Below are 20,596 nucleotides of genomic sequence, written 5' to 3'. Positions count from 1 at the left end.
TGCAGTTAATACGGTTTCAAGACTGAACGACCGCTCGCGACGGTCTTTATTTTTACCCCGCATGAATATTTATTCATGCATGAATTAGTATTCAGGAGTAGCAGATGAATCCCTTCAGATATGATGTACCGGAACTGCAGAAGAAGGCTCGCGCCGTCCGTCGCCGTATCATTGAGCTGAACGCCAACAGTCCGGCGGGTGGGCACACCGGTGCGGACCTGTCGCAGGTTGAAATCCTGACGGCGCTCTATTTCCGCGTGCTGAACTGCGCCCCGGACCGCACGGACGCTGAGGATCGGGATATCTATATCCAGTCCAAAGGGCATGCGGTAGGCGGCTATTATTGTGTGCTCGCCGAGGCGGGTTACTTCCCGACCGAGTGGCTGCCAACCTATCAGCACGCGGACTCACGCCTGCCGGGCCATCCGGTACGGCAAAAAACCCCGGGTATTGAGCTGAACACCGGCGCACTCGGCCACGGCCTGCCGGTTGCGGTTGGTCTGGCGCTGGCAGCGAAAAAGAGCAATCACGCTCGCCGCATCTTTGTGGTCACCGGGGACGGTGAACTGGCCGAAGGCAGTAACTGGGAAGCCGCGCTGGTTGCCGCCCATTACGGGCTGGATAACCTGATTATTATTAACGACAAAAATAAATTGCAGCTGGCCGGTGCTACGCGCGACATCCTGAATACCGACCCGCTGGCGGAAAAATGGCGCGCCTTTGGACTGGATGTTACCGAGTGCCGGGGCAACGATATGCAGGACGTTGTGGATACGCTGGAAGGCTTAAAGCCCGCCGGAAAACCACAGGTTATTATCGCCAATACGGAAAAAGGCTTCGGGATCTCGTTTATCCAGGGGCAGCCGGAATGGCATCACCGCGTGCCAAAAGGCGAAGAGATCGCGCTGGCGCTGGAGGAACTGAACGATGAGTAATGCAGAACACCTGGCTAGCGTGATGGTTGACGCCTTTATCAACGCCGTGAATGAGGGAATCGATCTGGTTCCGGTGGTGGCCGACTCTACCTCAACGGCAAAAATTAGCCCGTTTGTTAAAGCGTTCCCCGGCAGGCTGGTTAACGTCGGTATCGCCGAACAGACCCTGGTCGGCACCGCCGCAGGCCTGGCGCTGGGCGGTAAAGTCGCCGTGACCTGTAACGCCGCGCCCTTCCTGATTTCCCGCGCCAACGAGCAGGTGAAGGTCGATGTCTGCTATAACAATACCAACGTCAAGCTGTTCGGGCTGAATGCCGGTGCCAGCTACGGCCCGCTGGCCAGCACTCATCACAGTACCGACGATATCGCCATCATGCGCGGCTTTGGCAACATTGAAATCTACGCGCCGTCCTGTCCGGTGGAATGCCGTAAAATCATCGATTATGCCCTGCGCCACACCGGGCCGGTTTACATCCGTCTGGATGGCAAAGCGCTGCCGGTGCTGCACGACGACGATTACGCCTTTGTGCCGGGTAAAATCGATACCCTCCGCGAGGGTTCGGACGTAGCGCTGGTGGCGCTGGGATCAACGGTGCATGAGGCGGTCAGCGCGGCAGAGTTACTCAACGGGCAGGGCATTTCTGCCAAAGTGATTTCTATCTCTTCGGTGCGTCCGTGCGATACTCAGGCGCTGTTTGAACAGCTGAAAGACGTGTCCTACGTGGTATCAGCAGAAGAACATAACGTTAACGGCGGCGTCGGCAGCCTGGTGGCGGAAGTGCTGGCGGAACACGGTCTGGGCATTCGCCTGAAACGGCTGGGTCTGGCGGATGGGCAGTACGCGATCGCCGGCGACCGCGCCGCAACGCGTGACCGGCTGGGTATTGATGCGCAGGGCATCGCCCGCACGGCACAGCATCTTATTCGCGGAGAAAATGTATGACCTCACCGGTGATACTGGCGATTGATGAAGGCACGACCAACGCCAAAGTCCTGGCGGTCAACGGTGAAGGCGAGGTGGTGGCACGCAGCAGCCGCCCTCTTTCGCTGTCTCACCCGCAGCCGGGCTGGTCCGAGCAGGACCCCTGGCAGATATGGCGGGCGGTGAAGGATGCCATCGAAGAGTGTATCCGCCTGAGCGGTGCACCGGTGGCGGGCATTGCCATCAGCAATCAGCGTGAGTCGGTGCTGATCTGGGATCGGAAAACCGGTGAACCCGTTACGCCACTGATCAGCTGGCAGGATCGTCGTTCTGAAGCCTTTTGTCAGCAGCTGCAGGAAAGCGGCCAGAACGCCAGAATTACCGCCCTCACCGGACTGGCGGTTGACCCGATGTTCCCCGCTGCCAAGCTGACCGGCATGCTTCAATCCATCGCGGACGGCTATCGTCGCGCGCAGAACGTTGAACTGTGTATCGGCACCGTCGACAGCTGGCTGAGCTGGCGGCTGAGCGGCGGCGCGGTGTTCGTCACCGACCATGCTAACGCGGCCCGCACTCAGCTCTACAGCCTGGAGAAAAAAGACTGGGACGATGAGCTGCTGGAACTGTTCCATATCCCACGCGCCGCCCTGCCCGAAACCGTCGCGTCGGCGCAATCATGCGGTGAAACCGTCGCCGATGCCGCTGCGGGGCTGCCTGCGGGCGTGCCGCTGCTGTCCCGCGTTGGTGACTCTCACGCCGCGCTGTATGCGCGCGCCAGGCCGGGCGTGGATACCATCAAAGCCACCTACGGCACCGGTTCGTCGCTGATGATGTCCACCGAACGCCCGGTACAGAATGAGTTCGGGTTAAGCACTACGGTGGCCTGGCACGACGGTACACTGCGCTATGCGCTGGAAGGCAACATCACCCATACGGGATCGGGGGCGGCCTGGGTTTCAAAAATGCTGGGCATCGACAGCCCAACCCGCCTGACCGAGATGGCGAAAACGGCCGGATCGAACCAGGGCATTTACTTTGTGCCCGCGCTGTCCGGCCTGGGTGCACCCTGGTGGGATCTGAAGGCTCGCGGACTGATCTGCGGCCTGACCGATGCGGCCACGCCGGAAACGCTGGCGCGGGTGGCGCTGGAATCGATTGTGTTCCAGATAGCGGATGTGTTCTTCGCCATGGAGCAGGCCTGCGATCATACCCTGCCGGAGCTTTACGTTGACGGCAGCGCCACCGCCAATCGCTGGCTGATGCAGCTACAGGCAGATGTGCTGCAACGCCCGCTGCGCTGCGCACCGACGCCTGAAGTTTCTGCATTAGGGGCGGCGGTGATGGCGGGGAAAGTACTGGGCTGGTGGCAGCATGGCCGTGACCTGGCCGCACTACAGGGCGGTGCGGTGATCGTGCCGAGACCGGAACAGGCTGAAGCGATGGTGCAGAGTTACGCAGGCTGGCGGGATGCTATCGCCCGCTGCCGCTTCCAGCCGGGCTGAAGCCGGCGAACCGAAGTCCACGTTAACGCCGAAACGTCAGGCCGCCATAGATAAAGCGGCCTCTTTCCTCACTGATTTGTTGCAGCGCTTTCGCATCAGTGGCAATCAGCATGGTTTGCAGCAACACGCCGAGATAGCAGTCCGCCATAATCTCCACCGGAATATCCGGGCTGAAAAAACCCCGCTGCTGTTCAATCTGCATATTGCGGGCGATCCAGCGCTTCAGCTTATCGCGCGTTTCCCGATCCTGCGGCTGCTGGAAAAGGCTGATCATCGTCAGCTCGCGGTTGCGGTGGAAAAATTCAAGATAGCGCAGGAAGCTGGCGGACACGTTTTCCAGCACGTTTTCCTTCGGCAGCGAGGCATCGATCAGCATCGAAGCCACCAGCTCTTCCAGCTCGCGATCGAACTTATCGATCAGCAGACTGTAGATTTCTTCTTTGCTCTGGAAATAGCTGTAAAAACTGGGCTGCGTGACGCCTGCGGCTTTGACGATGTCGCTGATACGGGTGCCGTGAAACTGTTTTTCTGCAAACAGCGTTGCGGAAACCGCCAGCAATCGTTCCCGGGTCTTTTCACCTTTTCGCATGGGCGGGGTCGCGTTTTTCATGGAGGCTCCGTGGCAAAAATCATTCATTACAGTAACATAATTATGTTTCCCTGCCTAAGAGATGTCATACGGTAAAACCCGGCCTGGGGCCGGGTTTATTGGCGTAAATTGTAGGGGATTCGTTTACTCCCTGAACTTCTTCTCAATCTCTTCCAGCGACAGCCCGCGTGTTTCCGGCAGGTATTTAAACAGCAGCACCAGCATCACCACGTTACACAGGGCAAACACGCCGAAGGTCGAGCCGCCACCCCATGCGTTAAGCATAATCGGGAAAAGCGACTGGATAATAAAATCGAAGCCGAACAGGCCAAACACCGCAATACCCATCCCCAGCCCGCGAATGCGCAGCGGATAGATTTCAGACAGCATCAGCCAGAATACCGGGGCAATCCAGCCCTGCATAAACACCAGGAACAGCGACATCAGTGCCAGAATGATGTAGCTCGCACCGGCAAAGTTACCCTGCAGAACGCTCACCCCGTTATGATCTTCGTAGTGGAAGCACAGCTTGAAGGCCAGGCCAATCATCACCAGCACCAGCGTCACGGCGATCTGGCCGCTGAGGAACATTTTACGCCGGGGAATTTTGCCGATAATCGCCATGCCGAGCACGGTGGCGATGATCGAGATCAGCCCGTTGGCGACGGCGGCGGTAACGGCGGCGGCATCGCCTAAGCCGGTGGATTTCAGCACGCTCGGCGCATAGTACATGATGGTATTAACCCCGGTAACGCGGGTTGCCAGTACGATCATCAGGCCAATCAGGATCAGCTTAATCACCCATTTCTTGCTCAGCTCTTCGCGAATGCTCGGACCACTGGCATCCAGCGCGATAATCTGGCGGATATCGGCAATCTCTTTCTCCACCTCTTCCGGCTGGCGCACCATCGACAGTACCCTGCGCGCCTCTTTTTCTTTGCCGCGCTGCAGGAAGAACCGCGGCGACTCCGGCATCATCATCATCCCGAACCACAGCAGCACGCCGGGGATCGCCGGGATAGCCAGCATAATGCGCCAGTTGTGGCTCAGTTCGGGATAGGCGTTGACGATCCCGGCGTTGACCGAGTAGGCCAGAAACTGGCCGGTGACAATCATCAGCTCGTTCACCGTCACCAGCCGTTCTCGCTGGTTGGCCGGGGCCAGTTCAGCAATATAGACCGGCACGGTCACCGAGGCGCAGCCTACGGCCAGACCGAGGATAAAGCGCGCCGCCAGCATGGAGGGAACGTCCCAGGCTACCGCCGTTGCCAGCGCGCCGAAGATAAAGATAATCGCCACCCACAGCAGATTTTTCCTGCGTCCCTGGCGGTCCGACAGCATGCCGCCGAACAAGGAACCAAACGCCGCACCGAACAGCAGCGAAGAAGTAATAAACCCTTCTGCGGCCGGGCTCAGCCCCAGATCGCGGTTCATAAACAGTAATGCGCCGGAGATCACCCCGGTATCATAGCCAAAACACAAACCGCCAATCGTCGACACCAGCGTAATGCGTTTTATATTTTTCCCGGAGGATTGATCCTGCGTGGCTATATTCTGTCGAGCCAGTTTTTCTTCCATCGTGATTATCTCATCCTGGTAGTCAGATAATGTCAGGCAGCGTATTGAGTTTATTAATGGCTGCCTGTTTTCAGGTACAAATACCAACGTTAATCAGTCATTTTTTAAACGCCGCACACCCCACGCCGTTTGTTCTATTATTAATCACGAATGAAATTTATATTCCAATGATAGAAATTGCTCTGCGGCAGAAAGCAGTGAAGAGCTGTGAGGTCTTTCACAAAGATCGGCATTGCGCACAAAAAACCGCCAAAACCATTATAAACACAAGATGATGATTTTAATTCAGTTTATAGATAAACACATTGATTTCAGGATCTAAAAATAAACATTTACCTTACAGTGATTGTCTCATTGAAACGCCAATTTAACACTAATTTGGCCATGGATTTAGGGCAAATTTACGACAGCATGATTATTTTATATATATACAACAACAGGTTATCTCACAGCAATTTTTCGCACCCCGTAAGAAATGTTACCGCCATAACAAAATAAAAACTCCACGTTAAAACATATTGAAACGTAAAATCCACGGATATATTCTTGGCCCTGTGCATGAGGGAAGAATAAATGCCATTGGCTGCCGTTCTTTCTCTCACTATTAAAAGTTGCTCTACGGGCAAACGTTTTTGCACTTAATTTCATTCTGCTGAGGTTTAACATGCTAAAAGTTGCTTTATTAGGTGCCGGGCGCATTGCTCAGGTTCACGCTCGCCATATTCATGACCATCCGGATACCACACTTTATTCCGTATCGGATATTTACGCCGAGGCGGCGTCAACCCTCGCCGAAAAGTATGCCGCACGCGTACTCTCAGCAGATGAAGCGATTGCCGACCCGCAGGTTGACGTGGTGCTGGTTGCCACCTCCACCGATACGCATGCCGGTTTTTCCCTGCAGGCCGCCCGCGCCAGCAAGGCGATTTTCTGCGAGAAGCCGATCGACCTGAATATTGAGCGCGTGAAGTCCTGCGTGGCTGAAATCAAAGCGCTCGGCGTGCCGTTTATGATTGGCTTTAACCGCCGTTTCGATCCAAACCACGCCCACCTTAACCGCGCCCTGCGCGGCGGCGAGATTGGCGAACTGGAACACCTGCAAATCTGTTCGCGCGATCCGTCGCCGCTGCCGGACGACTACCTGCTGGTTTCCGGCGGGATGTTCCGCGATATGACCATTCACGATTTCGATATGGCGCGCTTCCAGCTTGGCGAAGAGCCGGTATCGGTATCGGCCATCGCCTCCGCGCTGGTCAGCCCGACGGTCAAAGCGGCCGGGGATGTTGATACGGCGGTGATCACCCTGCAAACCGCCTCCGGCAAGATTGCGGTGATTAACAACAGCCGCCGTTCAGGCTATGGCTACGACCAGCGCATTGAGGCGCACGGCCAGAAAGGCTGCCTGTACGTTCACAACGTGCCGACCACCACGCTGGTGAAGGTGACTGAAGAGTTCGGCGCACAGGCACAGAAGCCGCTGCACTTCTTCCTTGAGCGCTATCAGGAAGCGTTCAGCGAGCAGTGGAAAGCCTTTGTTTCCGCGCTGAAAGACAATCGTCCGGTACCCACCAACGCGGACGACGGGCTGCGCGCGCTGCTGCTGGCCGAAGCGGCGATCGAATCGTTTAAAACGCAGAAAGTCGTTAGCGTTAACCTGGAGGGATAAAAGATGAAAATCGGATTAGTCTCTGACAGCCTCGCCCACCTCCCGGTGGATGAGGTGATCAAAACCGCGGCCGAACTGAAGCTGGACTGCATCGAGTTCGCCACCGGCAACTGGTCAACGGCCCCACACCTCAACCTGGAAAAACTGCTTTCCAGCACCTACGCCCGGGCGGAACTGAAGAGCAAGCTGGACGATAACGGGCTGACGCTCTCCGCGCTAAACGCTAACGGCAACCCGATGCATCCGGGTGAAACCGGCAAGATCCACTCCGACTGCCTGTATAAAACCCTGGAGCTGGCTAACCTGCTGGGCGTGGAAAACGTGATCACCATGTCCGGCCTGCCGGGCGCGCCGGGCGACAGCTATCCCAACTGGATTGTCACTTCATGGCCACCGGAAACGCAGACCATCCTGAAGCATCAGTGGGAAGTGGCCGAAGGCTACTGGCGCAAAACCGCCGAGGCGGCGCGCACCTACGGGGTGAAAATCTGCATTGAACTGCACGGCCAGCAGCTGGCGTACAATTTGCCAACCTTCCTGCAGCTGCGCGAGATTACCGGGGACGTGGTGGGTCTGAACTTCGACCCAAGCCACATCATGTGGATGGGCGGCGATCCGCTGGCGTTTATTCGCCAGGCGGGCAGCATGATCTATCACGTTCACGCCAAAGATACCTTTATCGACACGGTTAACCGCGCCACCGCCACGGCGCTGGATAATCGCCCGATGACGCAGAGCCGCGAACGCAGCTGGTCCTACGTGACGCTGGGCTACGGCCAGACGGAACCGTGGTGGAATGCCTTCTGCTACCATCTGGCGCATTTTGCCAGCCCGGATCTGACCCTGAGTATCGAGCATGAAGATATGAATCTGTCGCGGATGGAAGGCGTGATCAAATCGGTGAATCTGCTGAAGCGCACGGCAACCATTGAGAAATCCGACTACGTTTTACCGGCTATCTGATCCACAGACAGCAACGAGACTCAAGCCCGCCATCCGGCGGGCTTTCTCGTTATCCCGCCTTTACCTGAATCCCCTCCATCCACAGCTTTTTGTACTGCGTCGGTGGAATACCGACCACCATTTTAAATACCCGATGGAAGTTGTTAACGCTCTCATAGCCCACTTCACTGGCGATGGTGGTAACGTCCATATCGGTGTTCACCAGCAGCGACTGCGCTTCCCCCACCCGACGCCGGATCAGGTACTGCTTGGGGGTGTAGCCGGAGAACTTCTTGAACAGGTGGATCAGGTAGAAGCGGGTGATCCCGGACGCCGCCATAATCGACTCCAGATTAATCGGCTCTTTATAGTGCTCATCAATAAACTGCTTAATCGACAACCCCAGCGAGGCATCGGTTTTTTCCAGCTGTTCATGGCGCGCCAGGCAAATATTGCGACAGATAACCACAATCGCACTCAGCAGGTGATGCGTGACCACCCCGTGGTGGCGCTCATTATTAAAAATTTGCGCACAAAGCGCATCAAACAGGCCACACAGCACCTGGCTTTGTTCCCCTGCGGCGATCGCCGCGCTTTTATCGCGGCCAATCAGATGATTTTCAGGCAGCCCGTCGATGTGCAGCTTGCTGATGCCGCAGCTGTAGATCAGCGAATCCTCGCTGACGTGGGGACGTTCATCGTGAACCACGCCCTGGTTAAAAATCAGGATATCACCCTGCTGCGCAAGGTACTGGCGGCCGCCGATCAGATACTGGCCGCTGCCTCTGGCCACAAACATGATTTCCAGCCGGTCATCATGCTTATGCATAACGCGCGGGATGGCGGACTCTTCGCCCTGAGTTTTACAGACAAACAGCAGTTTAGGCGCGGTGTGCGCGGCGTAATCGGGATAGACGGTGACGTCATCCTGGCAGTGGGTCAGCATAACAGCCTCACATTATTATTTTCACAGCGGGTAGCGCTGGCAGGGTCGGGTTTATTTTCTCTGAATATGCACAAGTTGCAAGGCGTGAAATTGTGGTAGGTATCACGCTAAGATGATGAAATGATTGATTTAGATAGTCAGGGTTACATCACTAATGGTTAAAAATTGCTTTTACGTGATAAGGGTCACACTCAGAAGGGCAGCGTTAAACGCGATACAGAGGGCTGAGATAATTCAAGGTTGACGTACTCCCGACGCATTTCTATTATTGTGTTAATAATTAACACAGGGGGCATTATGGCAAGAACAACCAGCGTGACAATCGGTGAACAGCTGGAATTATTTATCAACCGCCTGATTGAGAGTGGTCGGTACGGTTCCACCAGTGAAGTAATGCGTTCAGCATTAAGGCTGCTTGAAAAACAAGAAGCGAGCGATGAACTGCTCCGCCAGGCCGTTGTTGCCGGGCTGGAAAGCGGCGAAAGTGAATTGACGCTGAAGGAAATTGCAGAACAAAGGAAGTTAAAGCATCGTGTATAAACTCACCCAACGTGCGGCTGAAGATTTCACCGATATCTATGATTATACTTGGTTAAATTTTGGCGAATCTCAGGCAGACAGCTATACCGAAACGCTGGAAGCGTTCTTTCAGACTCTGGCCAGCATGCCTGAAATGGGCCGGGATTATCCGGCGGTACTGAACATTAAGCGCATTGAATTTCAAAAACATAGCATCTTTTATGCCATCCGGGATTCAGACATATTGATCGTACGTATCCTGCATCAGCAGATGAATCACACCAGCCATCTGTAATCCGAAAACTAACATGCTTTCTCCGCAGGTCGTCTACAGCCCCTCGGTCAACGCCCCTTTATGCTCATTCAGCAGCCGCAGCATATCCCGCAGATATTCATCCTCGTTCCCCTTCTGCCACGCCACGCTGAGCGGCAGCCCCTTGCTCTGTTCGTCCATGATCAGCGGAATATAGGCCACCTTGTCACCGTTCATATTGCTATAGGAAGCCGGGACCACGGCCAGGCCCAGACCGGCAGCGACCAGGCTCAGAATGGTCTGCTTCTCTTCGGCATACTGCGCGATATGCGGCGTCAGACCGGCATGCTTGAACAGGCTCATGGTGAGGTCGTGGCTGTGCGGGCGGGTTCGACGATCGGCGACGATCATCGCTGCCTCGCTGAAATCCGCTACCGAGACGCTGCTTTTTGCCGCCAGCAGGTGGCTGACCGGCACCGCCAGCACGCAGTGCTCGCGGGTGATAAAGCGCACCGCCAGAGAGGCATCCAGCGTCTGCGGCGCACGAATAAAGATCATATCCAGCCAGCCGGATTTTAATTTAGGCAGCAGGTTAATAGTTTTATCTTCAATAATATGAATATCGGTATCGGGATGCTGCGCCAGAAATAAGTTCAGCAGCGCCGGAACTAATCCCCGGGCGGCGGTATCCATTGCACCGATCCTTAACGTTCGGCGATCGTCTTTTATTCCGACTTTAAATCGCCTCGCCAGCGCATCAAACCGCTCAATAATATTATTCGCTTCGTCAAAGAATATCGCGCCCTCTGCGGTGAATGAAACATTGCGCGTTGAGCGATTCAGCAATCGAACCCCGAGGTCCTCTTCCAGCAGTTTGATAAAGCGAGAAAGTGACGCAGGCATCATTTCCATTCTTTGGGCCGCCCGGCCAAAGTGCAGCTCTTTGCCGACGGCAACAAAGCAACGCAGTTGATTTATATCCACTTTTCCCTCGCCAAAAGATTATTCAAATACTTTATATAATCCGGCCCTGATGATCTGCCCGGGCAAATCAGCATACTGAACTTGATTACAAAATAATAACACCCCCTACACAATCCGGAGCACTTATCTATGAACACGTCCCTCGAAAAAAGGGTAATGCGTAAAGTGACGTTGCGCATTGTGCCCTTTATCATCCTGCTCTACTTCATCGCTTTTCTCGATCGCGTAAATATCGGTTTTGCCGCATTAACGATGAATCAGGACTTAGGTTTTTCGCCCACGGTATTTGGCCTTGGCGCAGGGATCTTCTTTCTCGGTTATTTCCTTTTCGAAGTGCCGTCCAATTTGATCCTGCATAAAGTCGGTGCCCGTATCTGGATAGCCCGCGTGATGATCACTTGGGGACTGGTATCGGGCTGCATGGCCTTCGTGCAGGGCACCACCAGCTTCTACACGCTGCGTTTCCTCCTTGGCGTCGCCGAAGCCGGATTCTTCCCCGGCATCATTCTCTATCTCAGTTACTGGTTCCCGGCGGCGAAACGCGCCCAGGTCACCGCTATTTTTATGGCCGCCGCGCCGCTCTCCACCGCGCTCGGCTCACCGATTTCGGCCGCGCTGCTGGAGATGCACGGCCTGTTCGGCTACGCCGGATGGCAGTGGATGTTTGTGCTCGAAGCGATCCCCGCCGTGGTGCTGGGCGTGGTGGTGCTGTTCTGGCTGACCGATCGCCCGGCGAAGGCGAAATGGCTGACCGATGAAGAGCGCGAGTGGCTGCAAAACACCATGCAGCAGGAAGAGCTGGCGCGGGCGGCGAAACAGAGCCACAGCAGCGCCTGGCGGGGCCTGACCGATCGCCGCGTGCTGGCCCTGGCGCTGGTCTATTTCGGCACCTCGGCGGGACTGTACACGCTGGGCATCTGGTCGCCACAGATTATTCACAGTTTTGGCGCATCGTCGCTGGAGCTTGGCTTCCTCAACGCCATTCCGGCGGTGGTCGGCGTTATCGCCATGATCCTCTGGGCTCGCCACTCCGACCGCACCAACGAACGCAGCTGGCACGTGATCGCCGCCTGTCTGCTGGCCGCCGCCGGATTGATTTATGCCGGTAACGTCAGCTCGCTGCTGGCGGTGATCCTCGCCCTGACGCTGGTCACCGTGGGCATCAGCGCGTCCAAGCCGCCATTGTGGAGCATGCCCACCCTGTTCCTTAGCGGACCGGCCGCAGCCGCAGGCATCGCCACCATTAACTCCATCGGTAATCTCGGCGGCTTCGTCGGCCCGATGATGATTGGCGTGATCCGCCAGCAGACCGGCAGCTACACCTGGGGACTCTATTTTGTCGCCGGACTGCTGGCTATCTCGGCCATCACCGTTTTGATCCTGTCGGCAAAAAAACCGCAGGCGCAGGCCGCTGATGCCCCCCATCCCCGTACTCACTGATATCAAACTGGAGAAACAACATGCGTAACTACGCTATTGCCGCCATTCCCGCCGACGGTATCGGCCCTGAAGTGATTTCCGCCGGTGTTGAAGTGCTTCGCGCGCTGGAACAGCAAAACCCGCAGCTCAGGTTCGCTATTGAAACCTTCGACTGGGGTTCAGATTACTATAAAAAACACGGGGTGATGATGCCGGAGGACGGGCTGCAAACGCTGAAGAAATTCGACGCCATCTATTTTGGCGCGGTCGGCGCGCCGGATGTGCCGGACCATATCACCCTGTGGGGGCTGCGGCTGCCGATCTGCCAGGGCTTTGACCAGTATGCAAACGTCCGCCCGACCAAAATCCTGCCGGGTATTACGCCGCCGCTGCGCAACTGCGGACCGGGCGATCTGGACTGGGTGATCGTGCGTGAAAACTCCGAAGGGGAATACTCCGGTAACGGCGGCCGCGCGCACCGCGGCCTGCCGGAAGAAGTGGGCACCGAAGTGGCGATTTTCACCCGCGTCGGCGTAACCCGCATTATGCGCTACGCCTTTACCCTGGCGCAGTCCCGCCCGCGCAAGCTGCTGACGGTGGTGACCAAGTCTAACGCCCAGCGGCACGGAATGGTGATGTGGGACGAAATCGCCGCCGAAGTGGCGCAGGAATTCCCGGACGTCAGCTGGGACAAGATGCTGGTAGATGCGATGACCCACCGCATGACGCTGCACCCGCAGAGCCTGGATACCATCGTCGCCACCAACCTGCATGCCGATATTCTGTCCGATCTGGCCGGGGCGCTGGCGGGCAGTCTGGGCGTGGCACCGACTGCCAATATCGATCCGCAGCGCCGCTTCCCGTCGATGTTTGAACCGATTCACGGCTCGGCATTCGATATCACCGGCAAGGGCATCGCCAACCCGGTCGCCAGCTTCTGGACCGCCGTGCAGATGCTGGAACACCTGGGCGAACGCGAGGCCGCCGCTCTAGTGATGGAGGGTATCGAATACGTCTGTTCTAAAGGCATTCTGACCCCGGACGTCGGCGGCAGCGCCACCACCGCCGAGGTTACCCGGGCGCTGGTCGGCTTTATTACCGCCAAAGCGCCCATCGCCGAGAGCGCATAACAATGAATAACCCACAGGCCGCAGAGACGCTGCGGCAGATCTTTATGCGGGCCGTTGACAGCGCCCGCCCCGGACCGGTAATCCCGCCCGTACTGCCGGATAAGCCGCGCGGGCGCTGCGTGGTGATCGGTGCCGGTAAGGCATCGGCGGCCATGGCAGCGGCGGTCGATGCGGCCTGGCCGGATGTCGACCTCAGCGGCGTGGTGGTCACCCGCTACGGCCACGCCGTTCCCGCAGGACGCATTCGCATCCTCGAAGCGGCACATCCGGTGGCCGACGCGATGAGCGAAACGGCGGCATTACAGATCGTTGAATCCCTGCGCGGGCTGACCTCCGACGATTTGGTGCTGGCGCTGATCTCCGGCGGCGGTTCCGCCTTAATGGCGCTGCCGCTGCCGGGACTGACGCTCGGCGATAAGCAGGCGATCGCCCGGGCGCTGCTGCACAGCGGAGCAAGCATCAGCGAGATGAACCTGGTGCGTCGCCATCTCTCAGCCGTGAAGGGCGGCAGGCTGGCGGCGATGGCCCATCCCGCCCGGGTGGTGTCGCTGATTATCAGCGACGTTCCCGGTGACAATCCGGCGGACGTTGCCTCCGGCCCGACGGTGGCCGACGGCAGCCAACCTGCGGATGCGCTCAGGGTACTTGAGCGCTACGGTATTGCGGTGCCTGAGGCGGTGCGTCAGGTGCTGCAGGCTGGGGATCGGGCTGACAGCGAACGCCATAGCCCGCCTCTGTCGGAGGCCACTTTTCCCGGATCGCCAGCGAGCAGCAGCGTTGAAGCCACCCGGAGCTATTCTCAGGTAGACGACAGGAGGGTTGAAGCAAGGCTGCGCGATAATTCGGCGACGATAAGCGAGGTCAGGCTGGTTGCCACACCGGCTATGGCGCTCAACGCCGCCGCTGATGCCGCCCGGCGGCTGGGCTTAACCCCGCTGATCCTCGGTGATGCCATTGAAGGAGAGAGCCGCGAAGCCGCTATCGTGATGGCCGGGATCGCCAAATCGGTGAAGCAGTACGGGCAGCCGGTTTCCGGCCCTGCGGTACTGCTCTCCGGGGGCGAAACCACGGTGACGGTGGCCAATGGCCGGGCGGGGAAAGGCGGGCGCAACACCGAATTTCTGCTCAGCCTGGCCTGCGCGTTAAAAGGGGAAAGCGGCATCTGGGCCATCGCCGGGGACACTGATGGCATTGACGGCACCGAAGACGCCGCCGGGGCAATCATCAGCCCCGACACGCTGGCGCGGGGCCGGGCGTGCGGGCTGAATGCCGCTGACTATCTGGATGCCCACGACAGCTACAGCTACTTCCACGCCACCGGCGATCTACTGATCACCGGCCCGACGCTGACCAACGTCAACGACATCCGCGTGATTCTGATTGCCTGAAGCCGGAACAGCCCTTCCCGTCGGGAAGGGCTGTATTATCAGAAGTCCCAGGAAAGTTTCGCCATCACGGCGCGTTCTGCACCGTAGAAGCAGCCCTGCGAGTCGGTAAAGCAGCTGGTAACGTACTGGCGGTCGGTCAGATTATGGGCGGTCACCTGCACTTTGCCCCCTTTAAGATCGGTGGCCAGATGTCCCAAATCGTAATGGATCTCAGCATCTATCACGCCATATCCCGCCGTATCGAACTGATTTTCCATCGTTCCACCTTTCGTGCCGTTGCTGAACCGGCCTCCGATGCCGGCACCCAGCCCGGCGACAGCGCTGGCTTCCGCGGCCTGCCAGTTCAGCCAGAGTGAGCCAAAGCGGCCCGGCACGCGCAGCGGTTTTCTGCCGACCACATCCGGGTTGCTGTCCTGAACATACTGCACATCCTGCCAGGTCATGGCCCCGATCACGCTGAACTGTTCGCTCAGCTGGCCACGGGCTTCCAGCTCCACGCCGCGAGAGCGTATTTTTCCGCCCTGTACGTAATATGCCGTATTGTTCGGATCGGTGGTCAGTACCTTATCCTGAGTCAGATTAAAGACGGCCAGCGTGAACAGTGCCGGTAGTGATTTCGGCTGATATTTAACGCCCGCTTCATACAGTTCTCCCCGGGAGGGATCGAAAGGTTTACTGCTGCTGTCCAGCTGGTTGGTCGGCTGGAAGGACTGCGCCCAGGTGAAGTAAGGCGCAACGCCGTTATCAAACAGATAGTTCAGCCCGGCACGCAGCGTGGTTGCTTCATCGCGCTGCTTAAAATCCTGCCCATTAGGTAAATTATCAACGGTACTGATACTCGACCAGTCATGTCTGGCACCCAGCGTGGCGCGCCACTGGCCGTAGCTCAGCTGATCCTGCAGGTAGATCCCGGTTTGCGTGTTCTGCACGCGGTTATTCTGATAATCCCCAGCTCGCCATAGACGGCCTGCCCATAGTCAGGATTGAAGATGTCGATTGAGGATACGCCACCGGACGCATAGTTAGCATGGCCGGTGAAACGATCCCAGCTCATGCCCAGCATCAGCTGATGATCCACCTCGCCGGTGGCGAATTTACCGTGCAGCTGGTTATCAAAATTAAGCGTATTGAAGTGTTCATCAGAGGCGGCGATGGCACGATCGATGGTGCGCTGGTCGGCCTCCAGCCCGGCGAAAATAACCGCATTATAGTTGGACGTTACGCTGGTGTAGCGCCCGTTAAGCGTGGTTGACCAGTCATCATTAAAGAAATGGTCCACGCTGTAACCCACTGCGGCCTGCTTGCGTGAGAAGGTATTGTGATCCGGTTCTCCCGGATAGGCATCCGTGGGGAGTTTGCCATTGGGGTTATCGTGTGCCGTTCCCGCGACCGGCAGCGAGGTCTGCGCGCCCATTTTCGGATCGTTCTGCGCACGGGCATAGAGGGTGAATTTATTATAATAATCAGGCTGGAACGTCATCGACGGGGCAATCGCCCAGCGGCGCATTTCCGTACCGCGCTCCTGCCCTTCACGTGTGGTTGCCGTACCCGCCAGCCGATACAGCACGCTACCGTCGTCCGTGACTTTACCGCCGAGGTCGAACGATCCGCGCTGGTACTGATGGTTACCCGCCTCCAGCTCAACGTGGCGGATCTCGCGGGCAACCGGTAATTTACTCTGCGAAGCGATAATGCCGCCGGGATTCGCCAGCCCGTACAGGACCGATGCCGGACCGCGCAGTACCGTAATCTCCTCCAGCAGTGAGGGATCGACCTGCTGGAAGCCGTAAACCAGCCCGTTGTTCATCCGCAGACCGTCAAGAAACTGATCGTTAAAGCCCGTCGAGCCATAGTTGAAACCACGAATGGAGAACTGATCGAAAGCGCTGACCCCGCCCCACTGTTCCGCCGCCACGCCGGGGGTGTAGCGCAGAGCTTCATTCAGCGAGCGAACATTCTGCGTGTCCATCTGCTGGCGGGTAATCACCGATACCGACTGCGGCGTTTCCAGCAGCGGGGTATCGGTTTTCGTGGCGCTGTTACTGCTCGTCGCCAGCAGCCCGTTTTCCGTGTTTTGCTCCTGCGCCACCACGTTCAGCGTCTCTTCGCCCTGGGCTATGTTCGCCCACAGCAGAGGCAGTAACGCCAGGCTAAGTGGAGAAAGACGGACCCTTTTCCGCATCATCGTATTCATTAAATCCCTGTGCTCCCTGTTAAGTATAATGAGAATCATTTGTAATGTTATATCATTACAAATACAGAGCACAGATTTTTCTTAATATGATGACAATGACCGTGGAACAGCACCTCCTCACGGGTGATGGCTCAACGTTGAGCCATCACCAACTGACGATAATGGCCTTCAGGGTGAGCCATCAGCTGTTCATGGCTGCCCAGCTCCAGGCACCCGCCGTTGGCAATATACGCAATACGATCCGCCGCCCGAATGGTTGAAAGCCGGTGAGCCACAATCACCACCGTTTTATCCGCCACCAGCGCCTCGATGGCTTTTTGCACCTGATATTCCGATTCACTGTCCAGCGAAGCCGTCGGTTCATCCAGCAGAACGACCGGCGCATCTTTGAGAATGGCGCGGGCAATCGCAATACGCTGCCGCTCGCCGCCGGACAGCGCGCTGCCTGCCTCACCTGCGCGGGTGTCATAGCCCTGCGGCAGGCGCGAAATAACATGATGAATGTGGGCTTTCCGCGCTGCGTCTTCTACCTCAGCCAGCGTGGCTCCGGGTTTACCCAGCGCGATATTACTGGCCAGGCTGTCATCCATCAGCCAGACATCCTGAAATACCACGGCAACGCTGCTGAGCAGGCTTTCCGGCGGTAAATGCCGAAGATCGGCCCCGCCCAGCCGGATACCGCCCTGCTGCGGGTCGGCAAAACGACTCAGCAGTCGGGTCAGGGTGGTTTTTCCGCCACCGGATGGCCCCACCAGCGCCGTCAGTGATTTTTCAGGAATCGACAGGGTAAGGTTGTTTACCGCCCAGGCTGTCTGATTTTCATAGCGAAAACTGACATTTTCCAGGCTGAAATCGAACCCCTCAGGCTGCTGTTGCGGAACCTGTGTTATCAGATCCGCTTCGGCCAGCAGCACGTTGATGCGCTGTAACGATGCATCCGCCAGCTCGAAAAGGCGCACCATCGACAGACCGAGAGTCAGCGGTTCAACCATCTGAACCACCAGCAGAATCAGACACAGCAAAGAGGCTAGCGGCAGCTCGCCCTCACTGTACAACATCAGCCCCAGCGCGACGGTCGCCAGCATGGTCAACTGCATCAGCAACTGAGCATGGGCGATATACCGCACGGTACCTCCCGCCTGGTGCTGCGCTTCGTGCTGGCGGTGAAATACCTGCTCCAGGCAGGGAGCGGAGGTCCCCGAGCGTCCGCTTGCACGCAGCATGGCCTGGCCCTGCACATATTCAACGATGGCCGCACTGGCCTGCGCGTCGGCACGATCAATGCGCTGAAAATCATTATTTGCCCGTCGTCTCGCCTGGCGCATCACCGGCACAATGAGCAGTGCGCCGATCGCCAGTACCCCTCCCAGCCGCCAGTCGAGAACAAAAATTAACAGCAGTAACGCGGCGGGCACGATCAGCAACTGCACGGCCAGCGTGGCAAGAGAGGAGATAGCCGTGGCAGCAAAGGTCACATTGTTGCCGAGGATCGTCGCCAGATCGCCGCTTTTGCGCTGCGCCAGCCGTTCCAGCGGCATGGCACGCAGCCGCCGTGCCAGCCTCAGCCGCATGGCTTCGGTCACCCGATGCCAGTAGCGATAGATAAAGTCCGCCTCACGCCAGCGCAAAACGCCTTCGGCGACCATCAAACCCAGCAGGCCCGCCAGCCAGGGCAGCATACTGCCCAAAACCAGCGGCCCGGGCGCCAGCACCCGTTGAAACAGCGGCAGCGCGATTGCCCAGCCAGCGGCCTGCATCAGCGCTGCGACAGCGGAGCAGAACAGCGTGCGGCGTAACGCTCCGGCAAACTCTCCGGCGACGGAAATCATCATTCGATAAAGGCGCATCATGCCGTATTCTCCCGCTGTAGCGTCCAACTGCTGGCCTTAAGATGGTGCTCCCACAGCCGTGCGTAATAGCCGTCCCGCTTCAGCAGTTGCTGATGCGTTCCCTGCTCGACCAGTCTGCCTTCATGCATCATCACGATCAGATCGGCATCCACCACGCTGTGCAGGCGATGGGCGATCACAATGAGCGTCCGATCGGCGGCCAGCCTGCCAAGCGCCTGCTGGATCAACCGATCGCTGTGAGCATCAAGATACGATGTGGCCTCGTCCAGCAGCAGCAGCGGCGCATCCGCCAGCAGCGCGCGAGCCAGGGTAATACGCTGCCGCTGCCCGCCGGAAAACGAGCTGCCGCGCTCAGCTACGGGCGTTTGCAGCCCCTGCGGCAGCCCCGCAGCAATGTCGTCCACGCCCGTCGCCGCCATGACCGCCTTTAGCGCGGCATCGCTGGCTCCCGGGCTGGCCAGACGGAGGTTATCTTCCAGCGAGCCGGAAATTAAAAATGGCTCCTGCAGCACCAGCGCCATTCGTTGCAACAGCGACTCGCCGCGAATCTGACGAATATCGCAGCCGCCCAGACGGATACTCCCCGCTTCAACGTCGTAAAAGCGGGGAATCAAGCGAGCCAGCGTGGATTTCCCCGAGCCGGACGCCCCGACAATGGCACAGCGCATCCCCGGTTCGAGCGTTAACGTGATGTCGCGCAGCGCCCAGTTTGTCTGCCCGGGATAGCGAAAGCTGACGCTTTCAAGGCACAGCTGATGCCCCTTTGGCGACTGCGGCATGGCCGCCTCCTCCAGCTCGGGCTGGGCAAGGATGTCGGTAATTCGCCGGGTGGCGGCGGCGGCATCGTTGAGATAATTGGCCAGATGCACCAGTGGCTCCAGCGCTTTGACGGGCAGCGTACCGAGCGTGAGCGCCAGCAGCCACTGCGCCAGCGTGATTTGTCCGTTTGCTATCAGCACGCTCCCCACCAGCAGAATGACGGCTGCCGTGGGCAGCGCCGCGCTGACGAGCCGGTTCAGTTTCCACGGCGTTTCGCTGCGCCCCATCCAGGCCGCAACGGCAACGGTAAATACCTGAAGACGAAGAGTGAAACGCTGCCAGCCTGCGGCTCCGTTATCAAACGTTCGCATCACCGCCATACCCTGTACCAGCTCAATCACCCCGGCATTCACCTCTTCGGCGGCCTGATTATAGGCCTCGCGCTGCTGAGGAGTTGCACGGGCCATCAGCGTCATGCAGATCAGACTGATCGGCAGCATCAGGATCGCAGCCAGTGCCAGCTTCCACTGCACCAGGGTCAGCAGCAGCAGCGCAGCGAGCGGCTGGCTGAGGCTACCGCCGATAAAAGGCGCAGCATCGGCAATCGCAATGTGCAATGCCTTTACATCATCCAGCAGAATTTTACGCAGGCGTCCGCTTCCCCAGGACTGCACAACGCCCAGCGGAACCCGGCTCAATTTCTCAACCAGCTGCTGACGAAGCGCCACCTCCAGCCGATAACTGCCCTCATGGGCCAGTTCTTCGGCGCGCTGACGTAAAAAAAAAGCCAGTAGCAGGGTAAAGCCGCTGCCAGTCAGTCCCAACAACGTAAGCATCGGGGCGGGTTGCGCCACAATCAGCGGTGCGGCCATCCATACCAGCAGGGCAACAGCAAAAACATGTAATCCGCCTGCCGCTGCACCGTATACCAGCGACAAGCGCAGCATTCGCGCGACGTCCGGCACGCGGGATGCCAGCCTGCCCGGTTCTCCAAGGAGTTGCATGATTATCTCTCTGTGA

General features: G+C 57.9%; 18 protein-coding genes. 10 read left to right on the top strand and 8 right to left on the bottom strand.

Going from position 1 to position 20,596, the window contains the following annotated elements; all coding sequences use genetic code 11:
• The first annotated feature begins 104 nt into the window (after window positions 1-104).
• The 3 genes from IBT46_RS21150 to IBT46_RS21140 are packed head-to-tail and all read left to right on the top strand — an operon-like array spanning window position 105 to window position 3,359.
• A complete protein-coding gene (locus IBT46_RS21150; RefSeq protein ID WP_200547293.1) occupies window positions 105-935 on the top strand; it encodes a transketolase in 831 nt (276 codons plus the stop codon).
• Window positions 928-1,878 (top strand): transketolase family protein, encoded by a 951-nt coding sequence (locus IBT46_RS21145; RefSeq protein WP_200547292.1) that lies wholly within the window; start codon window positions 928-930, stop codon window positions 1,876-1,878. Before IBT46_RS21150 ends, IBT46_RS21145 begins: the two co-directional genes overlap by 8 nt.
• Window positions 1,875-3,359 (top strand): FGGY family carbohydrate kinase, encoded by a 1,485-nt coding sequence (locus IBT46_RS21140; protein ID WP_200547291.1) that lies wholly within the window; start codon window positions 1,875-1,877, stop codon window positions 3,357-3,359. The genes IBT46_RS21145 and IBT46_RS21140 overlap by 4 nt, the downstream gene beginning before the upstream one ends.
• 22 nt (window positions 3,360-3,381) lie before the next feature.
• Here the strand turns inward: IBT46_RS21140 and IBT46_RS21135 are convergent, their stop codons facing one another.
• Both IBT46_RS21135 and IBT46_RS21130 read right to left on the bottom strand, forming a co-directional pair.
• Complete coding sequence (locus IBT46_RS21135) at window positions 3,382-3,969, bottom strand: TetR/AcrR family transcriptional regulator (RefSeq protein WP_105591922.1); 588 nt, start codon at window positions 3,967-3,969, stop codon at window positions 3,382-3,384.
• Between the two features lie 123 nt (window positions 3,970-4,092).
• Window positions 4,093-5,526, bottom strand: coding sequence for a sugar porter family MFS transporter (locus IBT46_RS21130; protein WP_200547290.1), 1,434 nt, complete (start codon window positions 5,524-5,526; stop codon window positions 4,093-4,095).
• 664 nt (window positions 5,527-6,190) lie between these two features.
• Between IBT46_RS21130 and iolG the strand changes: the two genes are divergently transcribed.
• Together iolG and IBT46_RS21120 are read left to right on the top strand one after the other, a co-directional pair.
• On the top strand, window positions 6,191-7,192 hold the full coding sequence (iolG, locus tag IBT46_RS21125; RefSeq protein ID WP_200547289.1) for an inositol 2-dehydrogenase: 1,002 nt from the start codon (window positions 6,191-6,193) through the stop codon (window positions 7,190-7,192).
• A 3-nt stretch (window positions 7,193-7,195) separates the two neighbouring features.
• On the top strand, window positions 7,196-8,155 hold the full coding sequence (locus IBT46_RS21120) for a sugar phosphate isomerase/epimerase (RefSeq protein ID WP_200547288.1): 960 nt from the start codon (window positions 7,196-7,198) through the stop codon (window positions 8,153-8,155).
• A gap of 49 nt (window positions 8,156-8,204) precedes the next feature.
• Here IBT46_RS21120 and IBT46_RS21115 read toward each other — a convergent pair whose 3' ends face one another.
• Window positions 8,205-9,080: an AraC family transcriptional regulator gene (locus tag IBT46_RS21115; protein ID WP_200547287.1), complete on the bottom strand. Its 876-nt coding sequence runs from the start codon at window positions 9,078-9,080 to the stop codon at window positions 8,205-8,207.
• 297 nt (window positions 9,081-9,377) lie between these two features.
• Between IBT46_RS21115 and IBT46_RS21110 the strand changes: the two genes are divergently transcribed.
• A complete protein-coding gene (locus IBT46_RS21110; RefSeq protein ID WP_200547286.1) occupies window positions 9,378-9,620 on the top strand; it encodes a type II toxin-antitoxin system ParD family antitoxin in 243 nt (80 codons plus the stop codon).
• Window positions 9,613-9,894 carry a type II toxin-antitoxin system RelE/ParE family toxin gene (locus IBT46_RS21105; RefSeq protein WP_200547285.1) on the top strand — a complete coding sequence of 94 codons (282 nt, stop codon included), beginning with the start codon at window positions 9,613-9,615 and terminating at the stop codon, window positions 9,892-9,894. The genes IBT46_RS21110 and IBT46_RS21105 overlap by 8 nt, the downstream gene beginning before the upstream one ends.
• A gap of 33 nt (window positions 9,895-9,927) precedes the next feature.
• On the opposite strand, the gene IBT46_RS21100 is transcribed toward IBT46_RS21105, so the two are convergent.
• Window positions 9,928-10,836: a LysR family transcriptional regulator gene (locus IBT46_RS21100; RefSeq protein ID WP_200547284.1), complete on the bottom strand. Its 909-nt coding sequence runs from the start codon at window positions 10,834-10,836 to the stop codon at window positions 9,928-9,930.
• Between the two features lie 129 nt (window positions 10,837-10,965).
• Here IBT46_RS21100 and IBT46_RS21095 point away from each other — a divergent pair, with 129 nt between their 5' ends.
• The 3 genes from IBT46_RS21095 to IBT46_RS21085 are packed head-to-tail and all read left to right on the top strand — an operon-like array spanning window position 10,966 to window position 14,773.
• Complete coding sequence (locus tag IBT46_RS21095; protein ID WP_200547283.1) at window positions 10,966-12,276, top strand: MFS transporter; 1,311 nt, start codon at window positions 10,966-10,968, stop codon at window positions 12,274-12,276.
• A gap of 20 nt (window positions 12,277-12,296) precedes the next feature.
• Window positions 12,297-13,385, top strand: coding sequence for a tartrate dehydrogenase (locus IBT46_RS21090; protein WP_200547282.1), 1,089 nt, complete (start codon window positions 12,297-12,299; stop codon window positions 13,383-13,385).
• Between the two features lie 2 nt (window positions 13,386-13,387).
• The gene (locus tag IBT46_RS21085; RefSeq protein WP_200547281.1) at window positions 13,388-14,773 is read left to right on the top strand and encodes a glycerate kinase; all 1,386 of its coding nucleotides are present in this window, start codon (window positions 13,388-13,390) and stop codon (window positions 14,771-14,773) included.
• 38 nt (window positions 14,774-14,811) lie between these two features.
• Here IBT46_RS21085 and IBT46_RS27600 read toward each other — a convergent pair whose 3' ends face one another.
• From IBT46_RS27600 to IBT46_RS21065, 4 genes are all read right to left on the bottom strand, one after another.
• Entirely contained in the window at window positions 14,812-15,702 is an 891-nt protein-coding gene (locus tag IBT46_RS27600; RefSeq protein ID WP_200547280.1) for a TonB-dependent receptor domain-containing protein, read from the bottom strand.
• Window positions 15,660-16,967, bottom strand: coding sequence for a TonB-dependent receptor domain-containing protein (locus tag IBT46_RS27595; RefSeq protein ID WP_200547279.1), 1,308 nt, complete (start codon window positions 16,965-16,967; stop codon window positions 15,660-15,662). The genes IBT46_RS27600 and IBT46_RS27595 overlap by 43 nt, the downstream gene beginning before the upstream one ends.
• A gap of 131 nt (window positions 16,968-17,098) precedes the next feature.
• Window positions 17,099-18,817 (bottom strand): ABC transporter ATP-binding protein, encoded by a 1,719-nt coding sequence (locus IBT46_RS21070; protein WP_200547278.1) that lies wholly within the window; start codon window positions 18,815-18,817, stop codon window positions 17,099-17,101.
• On the bottom strand, window positions 18,814-20,580 hold the full coding sequence (locus tag IBT46_RS21065; RefSeq protein ID WP_200547277.1) for an ABC transporter ATP-binding protein: 1,767 nt from the start codon (window positions 20,578-20,580) through the stop codon (window positions 18,814-18,816). Before IBT46_RS21065 ends, IBT46_RS21070 begins: the two co-directional genes overlap by 4 nt.
• Window positions 20,581-20,596 lie beyond the last annotated feature (16 nt).

Source organism: Erwinia sp. S38, assembly GCF_016624545.1.
Taxonomy (GTDB): Bacteria; Pseudomonadota; Gammaproteobacteria; order Enterobacterales; family Enterobacteriaceae; genus Erwinia; species Erwinia coffeiphila.
The sequence above is the reverse complement of the archived record's forward strand: the minus strand, read 5'-3'. Positions and strand labels throughout refer to the sequence as shown.

Bases quoted from the DNA above. Each gene is read 5' to 3' on its own strand.
- IBT46_RS21140 (WP_200547291.1), top strand. From the start codon at position 1,875: ATGACCTCACCGGTGATACTGGCGATTGATGAAGGCACGACCAACGCC.
- IBT46_RS21110 (WP_200547286.1), top strand. From the start codon at position 9,378: ATGGCAAGAACAACCAGCGTGACAATCGGTGAACAGCTGGAATTATTT.
- IBT46_RS27595 (WP_200547279.1), bottom strand. From the start codon at position 16,967: ATGAATACGATGATGCGGAAAAGGGTCCGTCTTTCTCCACTTAGCCTG.
- iolG (WP_200547289.1), top strand. From the start codon at position 6,191: ATGCTAAAAGTTGCTTTATTAGGTGCCGGGCGCATTGCTCAGGTTCAC.
- IBT46_RS21090 (WP_200547282.1), top strand. From the start codon at position 12,297: ATGCGTAACTACGCTATTGCCGCCATTCCCGCCGACGGTATCGGCCCT.
- IBT46_RS21065 (WP_200547277.1), bottom strand. From the start codon at position 20,580: ATGCAACTCCTTGGAGAACCGGGCAGGCTGGCATCCCGCGTGCCGGAC.
- IBT46_RS21115 (WP_200547287.1), bottom strand. From the start codon at position 9,080: ATGCTGACCCACTGCCAGGATGACGTCACCGTCTATCCCGATTACGCC.
- IBT46_RS21145 (WP_200547292.1), top strand. From the start codon at position 928: ATGAGTAATGCAGAACACCTGGCTAGCGTGATGGTTGACGCCTTTATC.
- IBT46_RS21150 (WP_200547293.1), top strand. From the start codon at position 105: ATGAATCCCTTCAGATATGATGTACCGGAACTGCAGAAGAAGGCTCGC.
- IBT46_RS21130 (WP_200547290.1), bottom strand. From the start codon at position 5,526: ATGGAAGAAAAACTGGCTCGACAGAATATAGCCACGCAGGATCAATCC.
- IBT46_RS21085 (WP_200547281.1), top strand. From the start codon at position 13,388: ATGAATAACCCACAGGCCGCAGAGACGCTGCGGCAGATCTTTATGCGG.
- IBT46_RS21070 (WP_200547278.1), bottom strand. From the start codon at position 18,817: ATGATGCGCCTTTATCGAATGATGATTTCCGTCGCCGGAGAGTTTGCC.
- IBT46_RS21120 (WP_200547288.1), top strand. From the start codon at position 7,196: ATGAAAATCGGATTAGTCTCTGACAGCCTCGCCCACCTCCCGGTGGAT.
- IBT46_RS21135 (WP_105591922.1), bottom strand. From the start codon at position 3,969: ATGAAAAACGCGACCCCGCCCATGCGAAAAGGTGAAAAGACCCGGGAA.
- IBT46_RS21095 (WP_200547283.1), top strand. From the start codon at position 10,966: ATGAACACGTCCCTCGAAAAAAGGGTAATGCGTAAAGTGACGTTGCGC.